Here is a 23,535-nt window from a genome sequence, read left to right as displayed (position 1 = left end):
GTGGGTTAGTGGGCGTTAACCTGACGGCGCGAGTTAACGACGGCTAACTTGGCGACGAGGAGCCATGGACACACCCGTACTGAGCACTTCGGCCGATCCGGGCAGCGACGAGTACGCCCGCAGCGTCACCTCCCATGCCGAGCTGGTCGAAGACCTGCGCAAGCGGCTCGCCGCCGCCCGGCTCGGGGGCCCGGAGAAATCCCGCACCCGCCACGTCGAGCGGGGCAAACTCCTGCCACGCGACCGGGTCGACACCCTCCTCGACCCGGGTTCGCCGTTCCTGGAGCTGTCCCCGCTGGCCGCCACCGGACTGTACGACGACGAGGCGCCGTCGGCCGGGATCATCACCGGGATCGGGCGGGTCTCGGGCCGCGAATGCGTGATCGTCGCCAACGACGCGACGGTCAAGGGCGGCACGTACTACCCGATGACGGTCAAGAAGCACCTGCGCGCGCAAGAGGTCGCGCTGCACAACAACCTGCCGTGCATCTACCTGGTGGACTCCGGCGGCGCGTTCCTGCCGAGGCAGGACGAGGTCTTCCCGGATCGTGAGCACTTCGGCCGGATCTTCTACAACCAGGCCACGATGTCCGCGCGGGGCATCCCGCAGATCGCCGCGGTGCTCGGCTCCTGCACCGCGGGCGGCGCGTACGTCCCGGCGATGAGCGACGAAGCGGTCATCGTGCGGAACCAGGGCACCATCTTCCTCGGCGGCCCGCCGCTGGTGAAGGCCGCGACGGGCGAGGTCGTCACGGCCGAGGAACTCGGCGGCGGCGACGTCCACTCGCGCCAGTCCGGCGTCACCGACCATCTGGCCGAAGACGACGCCGACGCCTTGCGCATCGTTCGCTCGATCGTGTCGACCTTGGGCCCGCGTACGCCGCGGCCGTGGGACGTCCTCCCTACGGAGGCCCCGGTCGCCGACCCGAACGAGCTGTACGGCGTCGTCCCGACCGACCCGCGCGTGCCCTACGACGTCCGCGAGGTCATCGCGCGGATCGTCGACGGCAGCCGGTTCGGCGAGTTCAAGAAGGAGTACGGCTCGACGCTGGTCACCGGGTTCGCCCGGATCCACGGCCACCCCGTCGGCATCATCGCGAACAACGGCGTCCTGTTCGCCGAGTCCGCGATGAAGGGCGCGCATTTCATCGAGCTGTGCGACAAACGCTCGATCCCGCTGCTGTTCCTGCAGAACATCACCGGTTTCATGGTCGGCCGCGCCTACGAGGCGGGCGGTATCGCCAAGCACGGCGCGAAGATGGTCACCGCGGTGGCCTGCGCGCGGGTGCCGAAGCTGACCGTCGTCATCGGCGGCTCGTTCGGCGCCGGCAACTATTCGATGTGCGGCCGTGCGTACTCGCCGCGGTTCCTGTGGATGTGGCCGAACGCGCGGATCTCGGTGATGGGCGGTGAGCAGGCGGCGTCGGTGCTGTCCACGGTCCGCCGCGACGCCATCGAGGCACGCGGCGGCGAATGGTCCACTGAGGACGAAGAGGCCTTCAAGGAGCCGATCCGCGACCAGTACGAAGCGCAGGGGAGCCCGTACTACTCGACGGCGCGGCTGTGGGACGACGGCGTGATCGACCCGGCGGACACCCGCACGGTGCTCGGCCTCGCGCTGTCCGCAACGGCCAACGCGCCACTTTCCGATGTCAACTACGGCGTCTTCAGGATGTGAGCATGTTCGACACGGTTCTGGTCGCCAACCGCGGGGAGATCGCGGTCCGCGTGATCCGCTCGCTGCACGGGCTCGGCATCCGTTCGGTCGCGGTGTACAGCGACGCGGACGCCGACGCCCGGCACGTCCGGGAGGCGCACACGGCTGTCCGCATCGGCCCGGCCGAAGCGGCGAAGAGCTATCTGTCCATTCCCGCGATCGTCCAGGCGGCGCTGGACACGGGCGCGCAGGCGGTCCACCCCGGTTACGGCTTCCTCGCGGAAAACGCGGAATTCGCCCGCGCCTGCGCCGAAGCCGGCCTGGTCTTCATCGGCCCGCCGGTCGAGGCCATCGACGCCATGGGCGACAAGATCCGCGCCAAGGCGACGGTGTCCAAGGCCGGGGTCCCGGTCGTGCCCGGAGCGTCCGATGTGGACATCCCTGATGGCGGTTTCGCCGCCGCCGCGGAGAAGGTCGGCTTCCCGCTGTTGCTCAAGCCGTCCGCCGGTGGTGGCGGCAAGGGGATGCGGCTGGTCACCGAACTGTCCGAATTGGACGCCGCGGTCGAGTCCGCCCGCCGCGAGGCCAAGGGTTCTTTCGGCGACGACACGCTGCTCATGGAGCGGTTCGTCACCACGCCGCGCCACATCGAGATCCAGGTGCTCGCCGACAAGCACGGCAACGTGATCCACCTCGGCGAGCGTGAGTGCAGCCTGCAGCGGCGGCACCAGAAGATCATCGAGGAGGCGCCGTCGGTGCTCCTCGACGAAGCCACGCGCGCGAAGATGGGCGCGTCCGCCGTCGAGGCCGCGCGTTCGGTCGGGTACGTCGGCGCGGGGACGGTCGAGTTCATCGTGTCGGCCACCGCGCCCGACGAGTTCTTCTTCATGGAGATGAACACCCGGCTGCAGGTCGAGCATCCGGTGACCGAGCTGGTCACCGGGCTCGATCTCGTCGAGTGGCAGGTCAAGATCGCCGCCGGCGACGTGCTCACCGTGGCGCAGGACGACGTCCGGCTGGACGGCCACGCCGTCGAAGCCCGTGTCTACGCCGAAGATCCCGCTCGCGGTTTCATCCCGACGGGTGGCACCGTGCTCGCGGTCCACGAGCCGTCCGGCGAAGGCGTGCGCGTCGACTCGTGGATGAGCGAGGGCGCGGTCATCGGTTCGAACTACGACCCGATGCTGGCCAAGGTCATCGCCTGGGCCCCGGACCGCGCGGCCGCGTTGCACCGGCTCGATCTGGCGCTGGCGGACACCGCGTTGCTCGGCCTCGGCACCAACGTCGCCTTCCTGCGCGGGCTGCTAGCCGACGATGACGTCCGTGACGGCAAGCTCGACACCGGCCTCGTCGACCGCCGACTGTCCACTTTGGTCTCCGAAGAGGTGCCGCCGGAGTTCTTCGTGGCAGCGGCGCTCGACCGGCTGCTTTCCCTGCAGCCGCAGGGAGACGTCGTCGATCCGTGGGACGTTCCGGACGGCTGGCGGCTCGGCGGTTCCGGCGGGATCGGCTTCGCGTTGAAGTCGGGCAGCTCCGAAGTCGTCGTCCGGGTGCAGGGCACCCCCGCGAACGCGCTCGTCAGTGTGGACGACGCCGAGCCGGTGAGGGTGTCCGCGCGGCGCCTCGGCGATCTGCTGGAAGTCCGTCATCCCACCGGTTTCCACCGCTACCGGCACGCGGCCGGGACCGGCCGGACGGTGTGGCTCGCGCGCGACGGGCACAGCTTCGCGATCGGCGAGCGTGAACGGCTGCGTTCGGCCGCCGGTGCCGCGGGCGGCGCCGGACCGGTCACCAGCCCGATGCCGGGGACCGTGCTCGTGGTCAAGGCCGCGGCCGGTGACGTGGTGACCGCCGGGACCCCGCTCGTGGTCGTCGAGGCGATGAAGATGGAGCACACGATCACCGCGCCGATCGACGGCGTGGTCAGCGAACTCCCCGTCCGGGCAGGCCAACAGGTCGCACTGGACGAGACGGTAGCCGTCGTGACACCCCAAAAGGATGAGCAATGATCGACTTTCGGCTGGATGACGAGTACGAGGCGCTGCGCAAGACCGTCGAGGAATTCGCGCGCTCCGAGGTCGCCCCGGTCATCGGCGACCTCTACGAGCGGGAGGAATTCCCGTACGAGATCGTCGCGAAGATGGCCGACATGGGCCTGTTCGGCCTGCCCTTCCCCGAGGAGTACGGCGGCATGGGCGGCGACTACTTCGCGCTCTGCCTGACCCTGGAGGAGTTGGCGCGCGTCGATTCCTCGGTCGCGATCACCGTCGAGGCGGGTGTTTCCCTGGGTGCCATGCCGATCTACCGGTTCGGCACCGAGGAGCAGAAGGAGAAGTGGCTTCCGGAGCTGTGCGCCGGCACCGCGCTCGGCGCCTTCGGGCTCACCGAACCCGGTGGCGGCTCGGACGCGGGCGCCACCCGCACGCGGGCGAAACTCGACGGCGACACCTGGGTGATCAACGGCAGCAAGTCGTTCATCACCAACTCCGGCACCGACATCACGAAACTGGTCACGGTCACCGCCGTCACCGACGTGAAGGAGAACGGGCGCAAGGAGATCTCGGCGATCATCGTCCCGTCCGGCACGCCGGGCTTCGCCGTCGCGCCGAAGTACTCCAAGGTCGGCTGGAACTGTTCGGACACGCACGAGCTCTCGTTCGACGACGTTCGCGTCCCGGCGGAGAACCTGGTCGGCGAACGCGGCCGGGGCTACGCCCAGTTCCTGTCCATTTTGGACGAAGGCCGGGTCGCGATCGCGGCGCTGAGCGTCGGGCTCGCGCAGGGCTGTGTCGACGAATGCCTGCGGTACGTCAAGGAACGCGAGGCGTTCGGGCACAAGATCGGCGAATACCAGGCGATCCAGTTCAAGATCGCCGACATGGAGGTGCGCACGCACACCGCGCGGCTGGCGTACTACGCGGCGGCGTCGAAGATGCTGCGCGGTGAGCCGTTCAAGAAGGAGGCCTCGATCGCGAAGCTCGTCGCGTCGAACGCCGCCATGGACAACTCGCGCGACGCGACGCAGATCTTCGGCGGGTACGGCTTCATGAACGAGTTCCCGGTGAGCCGCTTCTATCGCGACGCGAAGATCCTGGAGATCGGCGAGGGGACCTCGGAGGTGCAGCGCATGCTGATCGCGCGGCACCTCGGCGTGGCCTGACACCCTTGACCATGCCGATAACTATACCGGTATAGTTATCGGCATGGTCGAGTTGAAATCCGCCGCCGAGCTGGACGCCATGCGCGAGTCCGGCCGTGTCGTGGCGCAGACGTTGCAAGCGGCGAAAGAGTCGTCGGCGATCGGCGTGAGCTTGGAAGAGCTGGACGAGATCGCCGCGCAGGTGATCAGGGACGCCGGCGCGAAGCCGTCGTTCCTCCATTACCGCCCGCATTCCGCGCCGACCCCGTTCCCCGCCGTGATCTGCGCGAGCGTCAACGACGCCGTGGTCCACGGCATCCCGTCGGACTACCGCCTGCGCGACGGCGACCTGGTCAGCATCGACGCCGGCGCCTACATCGACGGCTGGCACGGCGACGCGGCGATCAGCTACGTCGTCGGCGAGGCCGATCCCGCCGACCTCGAACTCATCGCGACCACCGAACGCGCGCTGGCCGCGGGGATCGCCGCCGCGCAGGTGGGCGGCAAGATGGGCGACATCTCCCACGCTGTCGGCACCGTCGGTCGCGAAGCGGGCTACGGTCTCCTCGCGCACCACGGCGGCCACGGGATCGGCCGCAGCATGCACGAGGACCCGCATCTGCCGAACGAGGGGAAGCCGGGTCGCGGCATGCGTCTCCAGCCGGGGCTGGTGCTGGCGATCGAGCCGATGCTCATCGCCGACGGCCGCGACGCCTACCGGACCGACGACGACGGCTGGACGCTGCGCACCGTCCGCGGCGCCAGGGCCGCGCACGTCGAGCACACGGTCGCGATCACCACAGAAGGTCCGCGCGTCCTCACGATGTTGTAGAACGGGAGGATGAGCGACTTCATCATCCGCCAGGGTGGTTCTGGGGATTTCCAAACGTTGCTGGACATGTTCGACGAGGTCGTCGCGTGGCTCGCCTCGCGCGGCAGCGAAGGGCAGTGGGGAAGCGAGCCGTGGTCCACGATCCCGAAGCGGGTCGAGCGGGTCCGCGGGATGGCCGACGGACCTGGGCTGTACCTCGCCGAGATCGACGGCGAGGTGGCCGGGGCGATCATCCTCGGCGACCGTTTCCCGCATGTCTCACCGGTCGACGAGCCGGAGATCTACATCGGCCTGCTGCTGACCTCGCGCCGGTTCACCGGGCACCGGGTCGGCTCGCGGCTCATCGAGTTCGCGCTGGCGGAGGCGCGGGAACGCGGCATCGGGCTGGTGCGGGTCGACTGCTGGGCAGGCGGCGACGGCGACCTGCAGCGTTATTACGAGAGCCAGGGCTTCAAGCCGACGGAACGCTTCGACGTCAAGGGCTGGATCGGGCAGGTGTTCGAGCGACGTCCGTAGGACTGGCGTCGCCGCGGCTTCCGGTGCACCATAGTTGACACATCGCCAACAGTGCCCCGGACAGTGCAGTCGCAGAGGAGACCGGCATGGCCAAGCGTGAACGTTCCCTGGCGGGCAAGGTCGTCGTGATCACCGGAGCGGCGCAGGGCATCGGGGCCAGTACCGCGACGGCGCTGTCCCGGCTCGGCGCCAAGGTGGTCATCGGCGATCTGGACCAGGTCCTCGCCGAGAAGACCGCGGCCGAACTGGGCGCCGAGGCGCTGCCGCTCGACGTCACCGACACGAAGGGCTTCACCGAGTTCCTCGACGAGGTCGAGCGGCGCGTCGGCCCGATCGACGTGCTGATCAACAACGCGGGCATCATGCCGCTCGCGCCGCTCGACGAAGAGGACGACGCGGCGACCCGCAGGCTGCTCGAGATCAACCTGCACGCGGTCATCCACGGCACCAGGGAAGCCGTGAAACGGATGCGCCCGCGTGGCACCGGCCACATCGTCAACATCGCCTCGATGGCGGGGAAGGCCGGATTCCCCGGCGCCGCGACCTACTGCGCGACGAAACACGCCGTCGTCGGCCTGTCGGAATCGGTGCATCTGGAATTGCACGGGACCGGCGTGCTGGTGTCGTGCGTGATGCCGGCGGTGGTGCGCACGGAACTGGCCAGCGGGCTCGGCGAGGCGAAGTTCTTCAAATCGGTGCAGCCCGAAGATGTGGCGCAGGCCATTGTCGATGCGTTGCGCCGTCCCAAGTTCGACGTCTTCGTTCCCGCGTCGCTGGACGCCATGGGCAGGATCACACGACTGCTTCCGCGTCGCCTCGGGGAAGGCCTGCTCAGGGCCCTCGGCGGCGACAAGATTCTATCCTCCGCAACGCATTCCGCCGCCCGGGCGGAGTACGAATCGCGGGCCGCGCGGAGTGCCCCGGCGGCGGAAAAGGGCGCCGATTCTTAACTCGGACGGCCTAGCGACTGTCCGAAATGGACGGCGTGTGACGGCGGCGGTGTTGAGTCGTGCGCTCCCAAGCGGCAAGATTACGTCTTACCGCGTTGATTCCCCAGGAGGCACACCATGGCCACACCGCCGGCACGGCTCGCCGCCGCCGCGTCGAACGTCGTCGGGAAGGTGCTGCACGGTGGTGTCGCGGATCTTCGCCCGGTGCCGCGCGTCCTGATCGACCAGGGCCCGAATCGTTCCCTGTACCGGCTGACCAACGGTAAGGGAGCCCAAGAGGGCCCGCCGGTGCTGCTGGTGCCGCCGCTGGCCGCGCCCGCCCTGTGCTTCGACCTGCGCCGCGGGTGCAGTCTCGCCGAGCACCTGGTCGAGGGCGGCCGCAACACCTACCTGGTCGACTACGGGAACGTCGCCTTCTCGGACCGGCGCCTCGGCATCGAGCACTGGATCGAAGAGGTGCTCCCGCGCGCGATCCGCAAGGTCAGCGAGGACTCGGGCGGCCAGGGCGTGCACGTCGTGGCCTGGTGCCTCGGCGGGATCTTCTCCCTGCTGACCACCGCCGACCAGCCCGACCTGCCGATCGAGTCGATCGCCACCATCGCGTCGCCGTTCGATTTCACCGCGATCCCGCTGATCGCCCCGTTCCGCCCGCTGGTGGACCTCACCGGCGGCCACCTGCTGACCCCGTTCTACCGGGCGCTCGGCGGCGCACCGTCCTATTTGGTCAGCCGCGTCTTCCGGGCGACCGGGATCAGCAAGGAGATCACCAAACCCCTCGCCATCCTGAAGAATCTCGACGACCGGGACTATCTGGCGCAGATCGAGGCCGTCGACCACTTCATGGACAACATGATCGCCTACCCCGGGCGGACGTTCGGCCAGATCTATCACCGGTTCTTCCGCGCCAACGACCTCGCCGAGGGCACGGTCGACCTCAACGGCCGCATCATCGCGCTGTCCGGGGTGAAGGTGCCGACGCTGGTCATCGCCGGGCAGAACGACACGATCGCCCCGCGCGCCGCGGTCGAACGGCTCACCGAGCTGCTGGACAACTCGCCGTCGGTGACCTTCGAGACCGCGCCCGGCGGGCACCTGGGCGTCCTCACCGGCCGGAAGGCCCGCGGGACGACCTGGCGCTACCTCGACCGTTTCCTCGACGAACAGGCCGCCTGAGCCTCGTCGTCGTGCTGGGTGATGGCGCTGCGCAAGGACTGGCGCGGCGCGATCAGGTCCACCATCTCGGTGATCTGGCGCCAGGCGTCGGCGATCTCGGCCGTCGCGCGGTCGCGTTGCAGGACGATCGTGGACAACGTCAGCGCGGTGAGCCCGACGGTGGCGTCGTAGGCCTGGACGTGCAGCATCCTGGTCGCCAGCTCGTAGGAACCGTAGGGCCCGAGCCCTCGGATCGCGGCGAAGATCGTGACCGTGCAGACGCACAAGGAGCACAGCAGCGCTCCGGCTTGCCGGAAGCGCAGCGCCGCCCAGATGAGCACGGGGAAGACCACGAACAGCTTCGGCGTCGTCGTGGACGCGAGGGCGGCCGTGCCGAGACCGAAGAGCGCGAGCGCCGCCGCCTCACCCCAGCGGACGAGCGGAACCCGCCTGGGCAAACGGAACCTCGGCGCCAAGAGCAGCAGCGGCGTGATCGTCAGGACACCCATCGCGTCGCCCGTCCACCACACGAGCGCGGTCGCCCAGAACTCGCCGGGGCTCAGCGCGCCGCTGGAGACCAGCACGCCGGTGCCCAGGACGGCGCTGACGGCCGTGCCCCCGATCGCTCCGATCACCACCAGGAGGACGGCGTCGGGAAGCCGGTCGAGCTCGTTGCGGAAACCCAGCCGCCGCATGACCGCGTACGCCAGCATCGGGCCTGCCGTGTTTCCCAGGGAGATCACCAGCACCGTGCCCACCGAGGGCCCGAGCGCGATGTTCGTCAGGAGCGCGCCGAGGACGATCCCCGGCCAGAACCGCGGGCCCAGCAGCATCGGCGTGGCCAGCGCGACCCCCGCGGCGGGCCACAGCGGCGAGATCTGCTCCCGCACGATCGCCCACTGGATTCCGATCTGGGCGGTGGCGAAATAGCAGACCGTGACCCCGAGGACGATGAGACACCAGCGTGAGGCAGGGGGAAGCGGTCTCATCGCGACTCCTGCCTTCGCGGGCAAAGGAAAGTTCGAGAGTACCTCTGCCCGGGCGCCACGAAGGTGTTGTCGAAATGGTGGAAATAAACGGGCTCGTGGGCGGCAAGGACGATTGCCACCCACGAGCCTCGCTTCTTACTTGAGCTCCGCGCTCGTCTTGCCCAGGATCCGGCGCGCCACGATCAGCTGCTGGATCTGTTGCGTGCCTTCGAAGATGTCCAGGATCTTCGCGTCCCGGCTCCACTTCTCCAGCAGCGATTCCTCGGTGTAGCCCAGGGTTCCGGCCAGCTCGACGCATTTCAGCGTGATCTCGACGACCGACCGGCCCGCCTTCGCCTTGGCCATCGAGGCCTGCAGCGAGTTCGGCTTGCGGTTGTCGGCCATCCACGCCGACTCCATGGTCAGCAGGTACGCCGACTCGTAGTCCGCCTCCAGTTGCAGGAACGTGGCGGCCGCCGCGTGCTGGCTGTGGACGGGCTTGTCGTAGTCGATGGTCACGCCGGCGTCGGTGAGGATCTTCCGGGTCTCTTCCAGCGCCGCGCGGGCGACACCGATGGCCATCGCGGCGACCAGCGGGCGGGTGTTGTCGAAGGTCTGCATGACCCCCGCGAAACCCTTGGCGGTGTCGATCTCCGGCGTGCCGAGGAGATTCTCCTTCGGCACGCGGACGTTCTCGAAGCGCAGCACGGCGGTGTCGGAGGCGCGGATGCCGAGCTTGTGCTCGACGCGCACCACCTCGAAGCCGGGAGTGCCCTTCTCGACGACGAACGACTTGATCGCCGCGCGGCCCTTCGTCTTGTCCAGGGTGGCCCAGACGACGACGGCGTCGGCGCGCTCGCCCGCGGTCACGAAGATCTTCTCGCCGTTGATCACGTACTCGTCGCCGTCGAGGCGCGCGGTCGCGGTGATCGCGGCGGAGTCCGAGCCACAGTCCGGTTCGGTGATCGCCATCGCGGCCCACAGCCCGGAGAACTTCTTGAGCTGCTCGTCGGTGGCGACCGAGCCGATGGCGGCGTTGCCGAGCCCTTGCCGCGGCATGGACAGCAGCAGACCGACGTCGCCCCAGCACATCTCGATCGTGCCGAGCACGATGTTGAGGTTGGAACCGTTGCGGTTGCCCGGTTTCTCGTTCTTCTCGGACCGGCGGACCCCCGCCGCGCCCGCGCCGCCCTCGCCGGAGGAGTTCAGCCCGTCCAGCAGCGCGGCGAACATGTCCAGTTCGGCCGGGTAGGTGTGCTCGGCGCGGTCGTACTTGCGCGAGATCGGCCGGAACACCTCGGCCGCGGCCTGGTACGCCTGGTTGATCAGGGTGCCGGCCTTCTTCGGAACCTCAAGGTTGATCATGATTGCCTTTCGAAAGTCCTAGAGAAGGACGGCGCCTTCCATGACGCCGATCGCACGGAGGTCGCGGTACCAGCGCTCGACCGGGTGCTCCTTGACGAAGCCGTGCCCGCCGAGCAGCTGCACCCCGGCGCTGCCGATCTGCATTCCCTTGTCGGCGGCCAGTTTCCGGGCCAGCGCGACCTCGCGGGCGTACGGTTTGCCCTGTTCGGCGCGAGAAGCGGCGCGCAACGTCACCAGCCGCAGCCCTTCCAGCTCGATGGCGATGTCGGCCACCGAGAACGCGACGGCTTGGCGGTGGCTCACCGGTTCGCCGAACGCCTTGCGCTCGTTGACATACGGGACCACGTAGTCGAGGACGGCCTTCGCGGTACCGGCGGCCAGCGCGGCCCAGCCGAGCCGCGAGAGCCGGACGACCTCGGTGAAGACCTCGGCCTTGCCGCCGCCGAGCAGCGCTCCGGCGGGCAGCGCGACCTTCTCCAGGTGCAGTTTCCCGGTCGCCGCGCCGCGCAGGCCCATCGCCGGTTCGGACTCGATGGTGACACCGGCGTTCGAAGACTCGACGAGGAACAGCGCGGGGCCGCGGCCTTCGAGGTCGGCCGACACGATGAACAGTTCGGCGTCCGCCGCCCGGGGGACCAGCGACTTCACGCCGTCGAGCTGGTAGCCCTTCGGCGTGCGGCGGGCCTTGGTGGCCGGCTTGAACGGGTCGAACAGCGCGGTGCGCTCCTGCAGCGCGAGCGCCGCGGCCGGGACGTTCTCGCCGACGAACGCGGGCAGGTAATCCGCCTGCTGCTGCTCGTCGCCGTAGGACACCAGCGCGGTGCTGACCGCGGACGGCGCGAGCACCGCGACCGCGAGCCCCAGGTCGCCGTGCGCGAGGGCCTCGGCGACCAGCGCGTTCGTGACCACCGACCGCTCGGTGCCGACGCCGCCCAGCTCCTCGGGGATACCGACGAGCGTGATGCCGAGCTCGGCGGCGCGGCTCAGCAGACCCTCGGGGGCCTGGAGCTTCGCGTCGGCGTCGGCCGCTGCGGGCCGCAGCTGCTCGGCCGCGAACTCCGTCACGGTCTCGACGATGAGCTGCTGGTCCTCACTCGGGGTGAGGTCGAACAGTCCCGTGTCCTCGGCAGGCGCGAGCCGCGCGGGCTTGCCGAGCTTCTGGGCGGATTTGAAGGTCCGTCCCGCCGCGCCCGCGACCCGGAAGCCGTTGCGCGTCCCGGCACTGACCAGGTTCTGCACGGGCTTCCGAAGTCCGGCCCGTTCAATGACCTTGCTCCCGGCCAGCCGGGTGAGCGCGGACAGGCCAAGGCCCATCGCGTCTCGTTTCCTAGGCGCACCCACGGTGAGTCTCCCTGCCTCGCTTACCTACTCGTGAGTAGGTTAACTCTCCTCGGGCGGATGCGCCACCACGGGGGAGGCGAACGTCACGCCGATGAGTGATTCCGGGGGTGGAGGAGTCCCGGATTACTCACAAGCTTGCGCCTCTCGAGCAGCACCAGCGCCACCGCCGCCAGTGCCACCACGCCGACCAGCACGATCGCCGGCACCAGCTCCAGCAACGGCGTCGCCGCCAGCAGGAGCACCGCGAGCACCAGCCGTTGCACGTTCCACGAGCCCAGATTCCGCCGCCGCAGCCCGCTCAACGCGATCAGGTACAGCGCGAGCCCGCCGGTGAGCGCCCAGATCGGCGTCCCGTGCAGACCGTCGGAAAGGCTGTGGTGCTCGGTGTCGGACACGTACAGCAGCGACTTCTTCAGCCCCAGTGCCACGAGCACGATCCCGGCGATGAGCGGGAGGTGCAGGAACGTGTACGTGTCCGTCCCGATCCGCACCCGCTCGACGCCTTCGGCGCGCTTCAGATTGTGCTCGGAAACGTGCGAGACGACGGCGAAGTACATCCACCACATCGCCGAAGCGAGCGTGAGCCCGAAGACGGCAGCCAGTGTGATCGGCCACGACATCGGGTACGAGCTGATCCCGATGCCGATCGCCACGATCGACTCGCCGAGCGCGATGATCACGATCAGCCCGAACCGCTCGGCGAAGTGGCCGGGCTGGTGCAGCCGCCAGTCCGAGGAGCGGGTCCGGAAGACGTTGACGTAGTCGGCGAGCAGCGCGATGGCCCAGATGCCGAGCTGCACCCAGCCCGAGAAGAAGGCCGCGACGGTCAGCAGCGCGACGCTCGGCAGCAGCCCGACGAACATCTTCAGGACGACCTTGCGCAGTTCCGGATCGGTCCGGGCGGCGCCGAAGTACGCGGTGAGATGCAGCAGTCGCACCAGGAAGTAGCAGCCGACGAACATCAGCGGCGCGTACAGGCCGCCGGGCAGATCGGTGAACGCTTCCGGGATGGTCAGCGAGACCAGGAACATCGTCCCCATCGCGGCGAACATCGCGAGCTGCGCGATGCCACGGTCGACGTGCAGGGTGTTGGCCAGCCAGGCGTAGGCGCACCAGCACCACCACAGCACGGCGATCATCGCCACGCCCTGTCCGATGCCGAGCGGGCTGAGGTGATCGGCCATCAGCTGCGTGGTCTGGGTGATGGCGTAGACGAAGACCAGGTCGAAGAAGAGCTCCAGCGTGGTGACCTTGTGGTCTTCGTCCCGGGTCACCAGATGCAGGCCGCGTTTCGTGGGCACGCGCATATCGTGCCCGGCGGGTCTTTGCGGGACACGCGAGTTTGCTAAGAGCTGACTTTCAGGACCGCGTGCGTCAGCGTGGTCAGCTCGGCCTCGAAGTTCGGGCGGCCGTTGACCCGCCGGGTGCGCGCGAGGTCGTTCGCGATGGTCAGCGCCGCGTGCACGGTGATCTTCACTTCGCGCAGGCTCAGTTCCGGGTGGACTTCCGAAGTCAGCGCGATCCAGCGCGCGACGTAGTCACGCTGGACCCGGATCAGATCCGCCTTGTCGCGTTCCGGCAGCTCCATGGGGCTGCCGGAGAAGGACACCAGCAGTTCGGGCGTGCGCAGCAGCGTGTGCACATAGGACGCCGCCAGCCTGCGGAGCGCGTCGCGTTCGTCGTCGGTCCGCAACGCTCGTTCCGCGGCGAGCGCCAGCCGGTCGGCCGCTCGATGTCCGATCGCCACCATCAGCGCGGCCTTGCTGGGGAAGTGCCGGTACACGCTGGGCCCGGCGATTCCGGCCGCCGCGCCGATCTCCTCCATGCTGACCGAACGGAAGCCGCGTTGCCCGAACAGCCCGGTCGCCGCCGTGAGGATCTGCTCGCGGCGGGACGGCTCGCCGAGCGCCATCGACGGCGTCTCCTCCGGTGTCTCCTCGGGTTCGGGGAGTGTGACATGCAGCACCGACTCCGCCAGCTGCACGAGGATCTGCGCGAAGCGTTTCTTCGCCACCGACGTGTGATGCACGGAGACGCTGCCGAACACGCTCAGCCCCGCCCAGCACAGCAACTCGGCGTCGTCGGCGGTCAGTTCCGGACGCAACGCGCGCAGCGCCTTGGACCACGCTTCGAGTACCGCGCCGGACCGGCGGCGGATCTCGCGCCGTTCCTCACGGGGCAGATGCCTGCCCTCCCAGCGCCACAGCGCGGCGACCTCGCGCCGCTCCACCGCCTGTGCCGCGAGGGTGCCCAACAGGGCGTTGACCTGGGCGGGAACGGGAAGACCGTCGGCGAGCGTCTCGGTGGTGGCCGCCTCCATGTCGTCGATACCGGACAGCACGACGTAGGACAGCACGGCCTGCTTGTCCGCGAAATGCCGGTACAGCGCGGGCCCGGTGATCCCGGCCGCGGCGGCGATGTCGTTGATGCCGACGCCGTGGAACCCGCGGGCGCGAAAGAGCTCCGCGGCGAGGCCGGCCAGCTGGGCCTTGCGGTCGCGCGGTCGAGGGGAACGCTCGGTCGGGTGATCCATAGGTGAACCCACGATAGCGCCGGTTGCGTGCATCGCAACCCATTGACACCATGGGGTTATCGCGGTTTATGTTAATCGGCATTAGCATGACTACTGGCCGGTACGTTTCATCTTGATACAGCGCCGTACGCGGAGGAGTTTTTCTGTGAGTAGCGAGGCCTACATCTACGAGGCGATCCGTACGCCTCGCGGCAAGAACAAGGGCGGTGCCCTCCACGGCACCAAGCCGGTCGATCTCGTGGTCGGCCTCATCGAAGAACTGAAGGTCCGGCACCCGAACCTCGACCCCGCCGTGATCGACGACATCGTCCTCGGCGTCGTGTCCCCGGTCGGCGAGCAAGGCGCCGTGATCGCGCGCACCGCCGCGCTGAACGCGGGCCTTCCCGAGTCGGTTGCCGGTGTACAGCTGAACCGCTTCTGCGCCTCCGGCCTCGAAGCCACCAACACCGCCGCGCAGAAGGTGCGCTCCGGCTGGGACCAGCTGATCATCGCCGGTGGCGTCGAGTCGATGTCGCGGGTGCCGATGGGCTCCGACGGCGGCGCGCTGTTCATGGACCCCGCCACGGCGTACGACAACTACATCGTCCCGCAGGGCACCGGCGCCGACCTGATCGCGACCATCGAGGGCTTCTCCCGCGAGGATGTCGACGCGTGGGCCGTGCGTTCGCAGGAGAAGGCCGAAGCGGCCTGGTCCGGCGGCTACTTCGCGAAGTCCGTCGTCCCGGTGAAGGACATCAACGGCGTCACGATCCTCGACCACGACGAGCACCGTCGCCCGGGTAGCACCATCGAGGGCCTCGGCAAGCTCAAGCCCGCCTTCGCCGGTATCGGTGAGCTGGGCGGCTTCGACGCCGTCGCGCTGCAGAAGTACCACTCGGTCGAGAAGATCGACCACGTCCACACCGGCGGCAACTCGTCCGGCATCGTCGACGGCGCCGCGCTGGTCCTGGTCGGCAACGAGCAGATCGGCAAGGACTTCGGCCTGACCCCGCGCGCCCGCATCGTGGCGACCGCGACCGTCGGCTCCGAGCCCACGATCATGCTCACCGGCCCGACCCCGGCCACCGAGAAGGTCCTCAAGATCGCCGGCCTCACCCCGGACGACATCGACCTGTGGGAGCTGAACGAGGCCTTCGCCTCGGTCGTCCTCAAGTGGATCAAGGACCTGCACCTCGACGAGGAGAAGGTCAACGTCAACGGCGGCGCCATCGCGATGGGGCACCCGCTGGGCGCCACCGGCGCGATGCTGGTCGGCACCGTCGTCGACGAGCTGGAGCGTCGTCAGGCGCGCCGCGCCCTGGTCACCCTGTGCATCGGCGGCGGCATGGGCGTCGCGACCATCATCGAGCGGGTCTGAGGAAGAGACAATGACTGAAGCGAAGACCATCCGCTGGGAGCAGGACGCCGACGGCATCGTCGTGCTCACCCTGGACGACCCGAAGCAGTCCGCCAACACGATGAACGCCGACTTCCGCGAGTCGCTCGGCGTCGTCGTCGACCGCCTGGAGGCGGAGAAGGACAACATCACCGGTGTCGTCCTGACCTCGGCCAAGAAGACCTTCTTCGCCGGTGGCGACCTCAACGACCTGATCCAGGCCAAGCCGGAGCACGCCGCCGAGATCACCCAGAGCAGCTCCCTGATGAAGGGCCAGATGCGCCGGCTCGAGCAGCTGGGCAAGCCGGTCGTGGCCGCCATCAACGGCGCCGCGCTCGGCGGCGGCCTCGAACTCGCGCTCGCGACGCACCACCGCATCGCGGCCGACGTCAAGGGCAGCCAGATCGGCCTCCCCGAGGTCACCCTCGGCCTGCTCCCCGGCGGCGGTGGCGTGGTCCGCACCGTACGCCTGCTGGGCATCCAGAGCGCGCTGCTGAACGTGCTGCTGCAGGGCCAGCGGCACCGCCCGGCCAAGGCCAAGGAACTCGGCCTCGTGCACGAGCTCGTCGGCACCGTCGAGGAGCTGATCCCGGCCGCTAAGGCGTGGATCAAGGCCAACCCCGAGGGCGGCGTGCAGCCGTGGGACGTCAAGGGCTACAAGATCCCGGGCGGCACCCCGTCGAACCCGAGCTTCGCGGCGAACCTGCCCGCGTTCCCGGCGAACCTGCGCAAGCAGATCAAGGGCGCCAACATGCCGGCCCCGCGGGCGATCCTGGCCGCGGCCATCGAGGGTTCGACGGTCGACTTCGACACCGCGATCACCGTCGAGACCCGCTACTTCGTGCATCTCGCCACCGGTCAGGTCTCGAAGAACATGACGAAGGCGTTCTTCTTCGACCTGCAGAGCATCAACTCCGGCGGCTCGCGGCCGGAGGGCTTCGAGAAGTACACCGCCAAGAAGGTCGGCGTCGTCGGTGCGGGCATGATGGGCGCCGCGATCGCGTACGTCTCGGCGAAGGCCGGCATCGACGTCGTGCTCAAGGACGTCACCCTCGAAGGCGCCGAAAAGGGCAAGGGCTACGCGGTCAAGCTGGAGGAGAAGGCTCTTTCCCGCGGCAAGACCACGCAGGAGAAGTCCGACGCGCTGCTCGCCAGGATCAAGCCGACCGACAAGGCGGAGGACTTCGCCGGCGTCGACTTCGTGATCGAGGCCGTCTTCGAGAGCGTCGAGCTGAAGCACAAGGTGTTCCAGGAGATCGAGGGCATCGTCAACCCCGACGCCGTGCTCGGCTCCAACACCTCCACGCTGCCGATCACCGCGCTCGCCGAGGGTGTCCAGCGGACCGAGGACTTCATCGGGATCCACTTCTTCTCGCCGGTGGACAAGATGCCGCTGGTCGAGATCATCTGCGGTGAGAAGACCTCGCCCGCCACGCTGGCGAAGGTCTTCGACTACACGCTGCAGATCAAGAAGACCCCGATCGTCGTCAACGACAGCCGCGGCTTCTTCACCTCGCGTGTCATCGGCACCTTCCTCAACGAAGCCGTGGCCGCGCTGGGCGAGGGTGTCGAGCCGGCGTCCATCGAGCAGGCCGGTTCGCAGGCCGGGTACCCGGCGCCGCCGCTGCAGCTGATGGACGAGCTGACCCTGACGCTGCCGCGCAAGATCCGCAAGGAGACCCGCGAAGCGATCGAGGCCGCCGGCGGCACCTGGAACGCGCACGCGTCCGAGGGCGTCATCGACCGGATGGTGGAGGAGTTCGACCGCAAGGGCCGCTCCACCGGCTCGGGCTTCTACGACTACGACGAGTCGGGCAAGCGGACCGGTCTCTGGCCGGGCCTGCGCGACGCGTTCAAGTCGGGCAGCGCCGAGGTTCCCTTCGAGGACCTCAAGGAGCGCATGCTGTTCGCCGAGGCGCTCGAGACCGTGAAGTGCTTCGACGAAGGTGTGCTCACCACCGTCGCGGACGCCAACATCGGCTCGATCTTCGGCATCGGCTTCCCGGCGTGGACCGGTGGTGTCATCCAGTACATCAACCAGTACGAGGGTGGCCTGCAGGGCTTCGTCGACCGCGCGCGTGAGCTCGCGGAGCGCTACGGCGACCACTTCACCCCGCCCGCTTCGCTGGTCGAGAAGGCCGCGAAGGGCGAGATCTACGAGTAAGCACGTGCTATGAAAGGCCCCTTCATTGCGAAATTTGCAATGAAGGGGCCTTTCATGTCATCCGGGGGCTAACGCGACGCCGGTTCCAGCGCCACGTGCGGCAACCGCCGGTCCAGCCACCGCGGCAGCCACCAGGCGCGTTCCCCGAGCAGCCGCATCACCGCGGGCACCACGAGGCACCGGATCACGAACGCGTCCACCAGCACCGCCACCGCCAGTCCGAGCCCGAACTGCGCCAGCATCCGGTCGGGGTTCAGCAGGAACGCCCCGAACACCACGATCATGATCGCCGCAGCGGCCGTGATCACCCCACCGGTGGAAGCGAGCCCTTCGCGGACGGCATGACGCGCGTCGCCGGTGCGCCGCCACTCCTCGTGCATCCGGGACACCAGGAAAACCTCGTAGTCCATGGAAAGCCCGAACACGATCGCGAAGATCAGCACCGGCACGAAAGCCTCGATCGGTCCCGCCTGCGCCCCGAACAGGCCGTCGCCGAACACCGCCGTCATCACGCCGAGCGCGGCGCCGATGCTCAGCAGGTTCAGCACGGCCGCCTTGAGCGGGATCAGGATCGAGCGGAAGACGACCATCAGCAGCAACGCCGACAGGCCGACGACCACCAGCACGAACAGCGGCAACCGGTCGCCGACGGCGTCGGCGAAGTCCACCGCCGCCGCGACACTCCCGCCGACCAGATACTCGCCCGGCAGTCCCGGCAGCACCTCGGTCCGCAGCCGTTCCACCAGATCGGCGGTCGCCGCGTCCTGCGGTGAAGACGTGGGGAAGGCGAGAACCGTCGTGACCCCCTGGCCCATCGGTGGCGTCACCTTGGCGATTCCCGGTGTGGTCTCGAGTTTTCGTTGCAGCGCGGCGCCATCGCCGTTCTCGGTGACCACGATCAACGGCTCGCTGAACCCCGGGCCGAAACCCTCCGCCATCAGGTCGTAGGCCTGGCGGGTGGTCGACGTCTCCGGATCCGTGCCCGAATCGGCGAACCCGAGGCGCATGCCGAGCGCCGGCAACGAAAGTCCGATGAGGACGAGCAGCCCGATCGCGAGCGGCACCATCGGCCGCCGCTGCACCGCGTCCCCGAGCTTGCCCCACGCCTTGCCGTGTTCGCGTTTCGCGGCGTGCTTGCGGATGCCCTTTTCCAGGCGGCGCCCGAAAAGTGAGAGCAGCGCCGGAAGCAGGGTGATCGAGGCCAGCATCGTCACGAGCACGGTCAGCGCGACCGCGAGCGCGACCCCGCGCAGCGAACCGAGGCCGAGCGCGAGCAGGCCGAGCAACGCGATGATCACCGTGCCACCGGCGAACAGCACCGACCGGCCCGCGGTGTCCAGCGCCCGCCTCGCCGCCTGATCGCGGTCGAGGCCACCAAGGATTTCGCCGCGATAGCGGGAAAAGATGAGCAGCGCGTAGTCCACGCCGACGCCGAATCCGACCAGCATCATCAACGGCGCCGTGTAACTCGCGATGTCGACGAACCTGCTGACGAGCACGATGACGCCGAGTGTGCTGCCGACGGCGAAGATCGCCGTGATCACCGGGAGCCCGGCGGCGAGGATCGAGCGGAACAGGAAGACGAGGATCACCAGCGCGGCGAGCAGCCCGACGCCCTCCGACGGGCCGCCGCCCCCGCTGGTCCGCTTGATCGGGTCGCCACCGAGTTCGACCTGGAGCGCGGCCGTCTCCGCCTTCTTCGCGGTGTCGACGACTCGCACGATGTCGTCGTACGGCAGATCTTTCGATTCGAGGTCGAAAGCGACCGCCGCGTAACCGATCGTGCCCTCACGCGAGATGGCCGACGGGGTGTCGAAAGGGCTCGTCACCGACTTCACGTGCGGCTGGTTCCGCACTTCGGCGAGCATCGTGTCGATCGGCCCGCGTGCGGTCGCGAGTCCGCTCTCGGTCTTGAAGACGATTTCGGCCGTCGCGCCGGTCTGTGCGGGAGCCTGTGCTTTGAACAGGTCCATGATCTGCTGGGATTCGGTACCCGGCAGGGAATGGTCGTCGTGATAGGCGCTGCCCGCCAGTTGCGAGCCCAGCGTGACACCGACGAGGGTGAGCAGCCAGAGCGAAACGGCGAGCCAGCGGTGGCGCTGAGACCATCCCGCCAGCTTCGAGAGACCGCCCCCAGGCCGCCTCTCGGAGAGAGTGTTGGTGTCCATGCGGGACAGCATCGGCTTTCCCCGGCCGCATATCGTCGGGCTCGGGCGGGCACCCGGGCCGCAACTTCCGGCTACCCCTAAGGCGCTTCCCGTACTACCGGGGTTGTGGTCACGGGGTCAACCAGCGCGGGGTGACCATGCCCGATTCGTAGGCCAGCACGACAAGCTGCGCGCGATCACGGACGTCCACCTTGGTCATGATCCGGCTGACGTGCGTCTTCGCCGTCGCCGGGCTGAGCACGAGTTCCTTCGCGATCTCGTCGTTGGACAGTCCGGCCGCGACGAGGCTCATCACCTCGCGTTCCCGCTCGGTGAGCCGGTTCAGGGTGGGCGAGGGGGCGGGCCGGTCCACCCGCCCGGCGAATTCGGAGATCAGGCGGCGGGTGATCGACGGCGCGAGCAACGCGTCGCCCCTCGCGACCACCCGGACGGCGTGGATCAGTTCCTCCGGTTCGGTGTCCTTGACCAGGAACCCGCTGGCGCCCGCACGCAAGGCGCCGTAGACGTCCTCGTCGAGGTCGAAGGTGGTGAGGATGACGACCTTGGTCCCGGCCCGTGCCGGATCTCCGAGCAGATGCCGGGTCGCGGTGAGCCCGTCCATCACCGGCATCCGGATGTCCATCAGGACTACGTCGGGTTCGTGTTCGCGCGCGGCTTCGAGGGATTCACGTCCGTCGGCCGCTTCGGCGACCACGCTGATGTCGTCCTCACTGTCCAAAATGGATTTGAAGCCGGCGCGGACCAGCCGTTGATCGTCGACCAGCAGTACCCGGATCATCTCTTCACCCGCAAGGGAAGCCGGGCGCGTACCCGGAAGCCGCCGTCCTCGCGCGCGGCCGCGGTGAGCTCGCCACCGAGTGCCTCCGCCCGTTCTGTCATGCCGCGGATCCCGTTGCCGGGTACCGCCGCGCCTCCCCGGCCGTCGTCGTCGATCTGCACGGACACATCATGGGGCGTGTAGCCGATCCGCACCACGACGGTGTTCGCGGCGGCGTGGCGCGCGACGTTGGTCAGCGCCTCCTGGACCACGCGGAAGGCGGCGTGTTCGACATCGGGTGGCAGCTCCGTCGCCGTGCCGTCGATCTCGGTCCGGACGGTGAGCCCGTGCGCGCCCGCCGACTCGGCCAGTTCGGCGACCCTGGCCAGGCTCGGGGTGTCCGCCTGCCGCAGCATGCCCAGGGTGGCGCGGAGTTCGCGCAACGCCTCCTTGCTGGTCTGTTTGATCGTGGTCAGCGCCTCCTCGGATTTCGCCGGATCCTTGCCGTGCAGGGCCGCGCCGGCCTGGACGTTGATGAGCGCCAGGTTGTGGCCGAGGACGTCGTGCAGTTCGCGCGCGATCCGGAGACGCTCCTCGGTGGCCCTTCGCTGCGCCTCGGCCTCCTTGGTGCGCTCGGCTTCCCGGCGGTAGTACGTCACGGCGCCGACCGCGACCAGCGCGATGAACCAGCCCGCCATCAGCAGGAACGCGAAGTTGTCCACCTGCCGTGCCGCGCCGGCCCCCATCTCGCCGATCGCGACGCCGCCCATCGAGGCCGCCGCGACGACCGCCGCGCTCCGGATCCGCCCGGTCGAGGCGTTGTTGTACAGCGCGAAGGCGAACGCGAGCAGGACGAACCCGTCCGGATCGGTCTGCGGGTAGTAGACCGCGCAACACACCGCGGTGAAGATCGCGACGGGGAGCGGGTACCGGCGGCGCAGGAACAACGACGCGCACGCGAGCGCCACGCAGGTCCAGCCGACGGCCGCGTTGCGCGGTGTCTCCGCGTCGTCCCCGAGCGAGACCACGACGGAACCCGCGATCACCGCCACGGTGACCGCGATTTCCGCCGCGTACCGCCGCAGGATCGCCACACGACGAGAGTAGCGCGATCCGGGCCGATTGACAAAATGGATTTTTACGTTCAAACTGATTTTTGTGATCAAGGGTGTGGCGTCGTGAAGGATGTGGAGTACCTCGATCGGCTGGACCAGGCGGAGGCGTTGCTGAAACCGCAGCGGGTGGACGTCCTGCGGCAGCTGGCGGAGCCGCGGTCGTGCACCGAGGTGGCGACGGTGCTGGATCAGACGCCGCAGCGGGTCTATTACCACGTGAAACGACTGGTGGAAGCCGGTCTCGTGAAGCAGGTGTCGGAGCGGAAGGTGCGCGCCGTCAGTGAGGGCGTGTACCAGGCGACCGCTCGTTCGTACTGGCTGTCACCCGGGCTGGTCGGGCGGCTCGGCCCTCGGGTGGCGCGGGACGAGCTGAGCCTGGGCTACCTGGTGGACCTCATGGAGGAGGTCCAGGCGGACGTCGCCGCGCTCGACCGGGCCGCGCCGGAGCTGCCGTCGATCGGTGTTTCCGGCGAGATCCGGGTGGCGCCCGAGCGGCGCCAGGAGTTCCTCGACGAACTGAAGACGACTTTGCAGGACCTGTTCACCCGCTACGGCGGAGCGGAAGGCGACGCCTTCAAGCTCGCCGTGGCCTGTTACCCGAAGGGAGATGCCCGTGACTGAACCGACGAGGTTCCAGGTGCGCCTGCGTGCGCCGATCGACGAGGTCTGGCACGCGCTGACCGATCCCGGGGCGCTGCGCGAGTGGCTTTCCGAACACGCGGAAGTCGATCTGCCGTCCCGGTACGAGTTCTGGGGCCGCTACACGCCGGAGGGCGATCGTCCGCGCCAGCGACTGTTGCTGGCCGAGGACAACGTCCTGCGGTTCGCGTGGACCGTCGGCGGGAAGGAGACCGTCGTCGAGATCGCGCTGACGGAAGACGGGGACGGGACGTCCTTGTCGTTCAGCCAGAGCGGTCTGCCGGACTACACCGCGATGCTGGAAGACCCGGATTCGTCACTCGGCCTGATGTACACGTTCTGGGCGCTTTCCGTCTCGAACCTCGCCGACCACGTCGAAGGACGGCCGCTCACCGCCCGCTGCGACCTCACCTCCCCGCTGATGAGCGAAGAGGTGCGGATCGACGCGCCACGCGGTGAGGTCTACTCCTCGATCGCCGATCCCGCCGTGTTCACGCGCTGGTTCGGCGCCCGGATCGAGGCGGAGACCGAGGTCGGCGGCCGCTGGGCGATGGGGTCGCTGGAGAACGACCCGAATCCGGCGAAGATCGTCGACCTGGTGCCCGGCTCGAAGATGTCGCTCGCGTACCAGGACGGCGTCGTCGCCACGTGGGAGCTCGAGGATTCCGGCGGCGGCACCAAGCTCACGTTCGTCCAAAGTGGATTCTCCGACGAGAAGCCGCCCTACGGCTCGTGGATGGGCTGGCTCAGCGGTTTGGCGGAATTGCGCCGGTTCCACGAGATCGACCCGTGGCTCCCACTGTGGGCCGACGTTCAGCTGGAAGGAATGCCCGAAGGTCTCATCACACTGGATGGAAAATAGGA

General features: G+C 68.7%; 19 protein-coding genes. 11 read left to right on the top strand and 8 right to left on the bottom strand.

What is annotated here, in order from left to right; translation table 11 throughout:
- Positions 1-64 precede the first annotated feature (64 nt).
- The 7 genes from AORI_RS74720 (at position 65) to AORI_RS74690 (ending at position 8,267) form a co-directional block, all read left to right on the top strand.
- The gene (locus tag AORI_RS74720; protein WP_016337024.1) at positions 65-1,678 is read left to right on the top strand and encodes a carboxyl transferase domain-containing protein; all 1,614 of its coding nucleotides are present in this window, start codon (positions 65-67) and stop codon (positions 1,676-1,678) included.
- A gap of 2 nt (positions 1,679-1,680) precedes the next feature.
- Positions 1,681-3,666: an acetyl/propionyl/methylcrotonyl-CoA carboxylase subunit alpha gene (locus AORI_RS74715; RefSeq protein WP_016337023.1), complete on the top strand. Its 1,986-nt coding sequence runs from the start codon at positions 1,681-1,683 to the stop codon at positions 3,664-3,666.
- Positions 3,663-4,817, top strand: coding sequence for an acyl-CoA dehydrogenase family protein (locus AORI_RS74710; RefSeq protein ID WP_016337022.1), 1,155 nt, complete (start codon positions 3,663-3,665; stop codon positions 4,815-4,817). The genes AORI_RS74715 and AORI_RS74710 overlap by 4 nt, the downstream gene beginning before the upstream one ends.
- Positions 4,818-4,860: 43 nt before the next feature.
- On the top strand, positions 4,861-5,628 hold the full coding sequence (map, locus tag AORI_RS74705) for a type I methionyl aminopeptidase (protein WP_016337021.1): 768 nt from the start codon (positions 4,861-4,863) through the stop codon (positions 5,626-5,628).
- A gap of 9 nt (positions 5,629-5,637) precedes the next feature.
- Positions 5,638-6,144 carry a GNAT family N-acetyltransferase gene (locus tag AORI_RS74700; RefSeq protein ID WP_016337020.1) on the top strand — a complete coding sequence of 169 codons (507 nt, stop codon included), beginning with the start codon at positions 5,638-5,640 and terminating at the stop codon, positions 6,142-6,144.
- Between the two features lie 86 nt (positions 6,145-6,230).
- Positions 6,231-7,094: an SDR family oxidoreductase gene (locus tag AORI_RS74695; protein WP_016337019.1), complete on the top strand. Its 864-nt coding sequence runs from the start codon at positions 6,231-6,233 to the stop codon at positions 7,092-7,094.
- Between the two features lie 117 nt (positions 7,095-7,211).
- The gene (locus AORI_RS74690) at positions 7,212-8,267 is read left to right on the top strand and encodes an alpha/beta fold hydrolase (RefSeq protein WP_016337018.1); all 1,056 of its coding nucleotides are present in this window, start codon (positions 7,212-7,214) and stop codon (positions 8,265-8,267) included.
- Here AORI_RS74690 and AORI_RS74685 read toward each other — a convergent pair.
- The 5 genes from AORI_RS74685 to AORI_RS74665 all read right to left on the bottom strand — a co-directional run bounded on the left by AORI_RS74685 (position 8,231) and on the right by AORI_RS74665 (position 14,453).
- Positions 8,231-9,235 carry an MASE1 domain-containing protein gene (locus tag AORI_RS74685; RefSeq protein WP_016337017.1) on the bottom strand — a complete coding sequence of 335 codons (1,005 nt, stop codon included), beginning with the start codon at positions 9,233-9,235 and terminating at the stop codon, positions 8,231-8,233. The two genes, AORI_RS74690 and AORI_RS74685, sit on opposite strands and share 37 nt — an antisense overlap.
- A gap of 135 nt (positions 9,236-9,370) precedes the next feature.
- On the bottom strand, positions 9,371-10,579 hold the full coding sequence (locus tag AORI_RS74680; protein ID WP_016337016.1) for an acyl-CoA dehydrogenase family protein: 1,209 nt from the start codon (positions 10,577-10,579) through the stop codon (positions 9,371-9,373).
- A gap of 18 nt (positions 10,580-10,597) precedes the next feature.
- Complete coding sequence (locus AORI_RS74675) at positions 10,598-11,893, bottom strand: acyl-CoA dehydrogenase family protein (protein WP_016337015.1); 1,296 nt, start codon at positions 11,891-11,893, stop codon at positions 10,598-10,600.
- Positions 11,894-12,003: 110 nt separating this feature from the next.
- Positions 12,004-13,227, bottom strand: a complete 1,224-nt coding sequence (locus tag AORI_RS74670; RefSeq protein ID WP_016337014.1) for a low temperature requirement protein A — start codon at positions 13,225-13,227, stop codon at positions 12,004-12,006.
- Positions 13,228-13,265: 38 nt separating this feature from the next.
- Positions 13,266-14,453, bottom strand: a complete 1,188-nt coding sequence (locus tag AORI_RS74665) for a TetR/AcrR family transcriptional regulator (protein WP_016337013.1) — start codon at positions 14,451-14,453, stop codon at positions 13,266-13,268.
- 145 nt (positions 14,454-14,598) lie between these two features.
- Here AORI_RS74665 and AORI_RS74660 point away from each other — a divergent pair, with 145 nt between their 5' ends.
- On the top strand, positions 14,599-15,810 hold the full coding sequence (locus AORI_RS74660; RefSeq protein ID WP_016337012.1) for an acetyl-CoA C-acetyltransferase: 1,212 nt from the start codon (positions 14,599-14,601) through the stop codon (positions 15,808-15,810).
- 10 nt (positions 15,811-15,820) lie between these two features.
- Positions 15,821-17,992: a 3-hydroxyacyl-CoA dehydrogenase NAD-binding domain-containing protein gene (locus AORI_RS74655; RefSeq protein WP_016337011.1), complete on the top strand. Its 2,172-nt coding sequence runs from the start codon at positions 15,821-15,823 to the stop codon at positions 17,990-17,992.
- A 68-nt stretch (positions 17,993-18,060) separates the two neighbouring features.
- Here AORI_RS74655 and AORI_RS74650 read toward each other — a convergent pair whose 3' ends face one another.
- From AORI_RS74650 to AORI_RS74640, 3 genes are all read right to left on the bottom strand, one after another.
- On the bottom strand, positions 18,061-20,160 hold the full coding sequence (locus AORI_RS74650; protein ID WP_043849159.1) for an MMPL family transporter: 2,100 nt from the start codon (positions 20,158-20,160) through the stop codon (positions 18,061-18,063).
- 109 nt (positions 20,161-20,269) lie between these two features.
- Complete coding sequence (locus tag AORI_RS74645) at positions 20,270-20,938, bottom strand: response regulator (RefSeq protein WP_016337009.1); 669 nt, start codon at positions 20,936-20,938, stop codon at positions 20,270-20,272.
- The gene (locus tag AORI_RS74640; RefSeq protein ID WP_016337008.1) at positions 20,935-22,011 is read right to left on the bottom strand and encodes a sensor histidine kinase; all 1,077 of its coding nucleotides are present in this window, start codon (positions 22,009-22,011) and stop codon (positions 20,935-20,937) included. The genes AORI_RS74645 and AORI_RS74640 overlap by 4 nt, the downstream gene beginning before the upstream one ends.
- Positions 22,012-22,095: 84 nt before the next feature.
- Between AORI_RS74640 and AORI_RS74635 the strand changes: the two genes are divergently transcribed.
- Together AORI_RS74635 and AORI_RS74630 are read left to right on the top strand one after the other, a co-directional pair.
- Positions 22,096-22,653 carry an ArsR/SmtB family transcription factor gene (locus tag AORI_RS74635; protein WP_016337007.1) on the top strand — a complete coding sequence of 186 codons (558 nt, stop codon included), beginning with the start codon at positions 22,096-22,098 and terminating at the stop codon, positions 22,651-22,653.
- A complete protein-coding gene (locus AORI_RS74630; protein ID WP_016337006.1) occupies positions 22,646-23,533 on the top strand; it encodes an SRPBCC family protein in 888 nt (295 codons plus the stop codon). Before AORI_RS74635 ends, AORI_RS74630 begins: the two co-directional genes overlap by 8 nt.
- Positions 23,534-23,535 lie beyond the last annotated feature (2 nt).

It is taken from the genome of Amycolatopsis keratiniphila, assembly GCF_000400635.2.
GTDB lineage: Bacteria > Actinomycetota > Actinomycetes > Mycobacteriales > Pseudonocardiaceae > Amycolatopsis > Amycolatopsis keratiniphila.
The sequence above is the reverse complement of the archived record's forward strand: the minus strand, read 5'-3'. Positions and strand labels throughout refer to the sequence as shown.

What these genes read in the sequence shown, in the direction of transcription:
- AORI_RS74670 (WP_016337014.1), bottom strand. Translation starts at nt 13,227, where the DNA reads ATGCGCGTGCCCACGAAACGCGGCCTGCATCTGGTGACCCGGGACGAA.
- AORI_RS74685 (WP_016337017.1), bottom strand. Translation starts at nt 9,235, where the DNA reads ATGAGACCGCTTCCCCCTGCCTCACGCTGGTGTCTCATCGTCCTCGGG.
- AORI_RS74715 (WP_016337023.1), top strand. Translation starts at nt 1,681, where the DNA reads ATGTTCGACACGGTTCTGGTCGCCAACCGCGGGGAGATCGCGGTCCGC.
- AORI_RS74680 (WP_016337016.1), bottom strand. Translation starts at nt 10,579, where the DNA reads ATGATCAACCTTGAGGTTCCGAAGAAGGCCGGCACCCTGATCAACCAG.
- AORI_RS74690 (WP_016337018.1), top strand. Translation starts at nt 7,212, where the DNA reads ATGGCCACACCGCCGGCACGGCTCGCCGCCGCCGCGTCGAACGTCGTC.
- map (WP_016337021.1), top strand. Translation starts at nt 4,861, where the DNA reads ATGGTCGAGTTGAAATCCGCCGCCGAGCTGGACGCCATGCGCGAGTCC.
- AORI_RS74710 (WP_016337022.1), top strand. Translation starts at nt 3,663, where the DNA reads ATGATCGACTTTCGGCTGGATGACGAGTACGAGGCGCTGCGCAAGACC.
- AORI_RS74675 (WP_016337015.1), bottom strand. Translation starts at nt 11,893, where the DNA reads ATGGGCCTTGGCCTGTCCGCGCTCACCCGGCTGGCCGGGAGCAAGGTC.
- AORI_RS74650 (WP_043849159.1), bottom strand. Translation starts at nt 20,160, where the DNA reads ATGGACACCAACACTCTCTCCGAGAGGCGGCCTGGGGGCGGTCTCTCG.
- AORI_RS74665 (WP_016337013.1), bottom strand. Translation starts at nt 14,453, where the DNA reads ATGGATCACCCGACCGAGCGTTCCCCTCGACCGCGCGACCGCAAGGCC.
- AORI_RS74695 (WP_016337019.1), top strand. Translation starts at nt 6,231, where the DNA reads ATGGCCAAGCGTGAACGTTCCCTGGCGGGCAAGGTCGTCGTGATCACC.
- AORI_RS74720 (WP_016337024.1), top strand. Translation starts at nt 65, where the DNA reads ATGGACACACCCGTACTGAGCACTTCGGCCGATCCGGGCAGCGACGAG.
- AORI_RS74655 (WP_016337011.1), top strand. Translation starts at nt 15,821, where the DNA reads ATGACTGAAGCGAAGACCATCCGCTGGGAGCAGGACGCCGACGGCATC.
- AORI_RS74700 (WP_016337020.1), top strand. Translation starts at nt 5,638, where the DNA reads ATGAGCGACTTCATCATCCGCCAGGGTGGTTCTGGGGATTTCCAAACG.
- AORI_RS74645 (WP_016337009.1), bottom strand. Translation starts at nt 20,938, where the DNA reads ATGATCCGGGTACTGCTGGTCGACGATCAACGGCTGGTCCGCGCCGGC.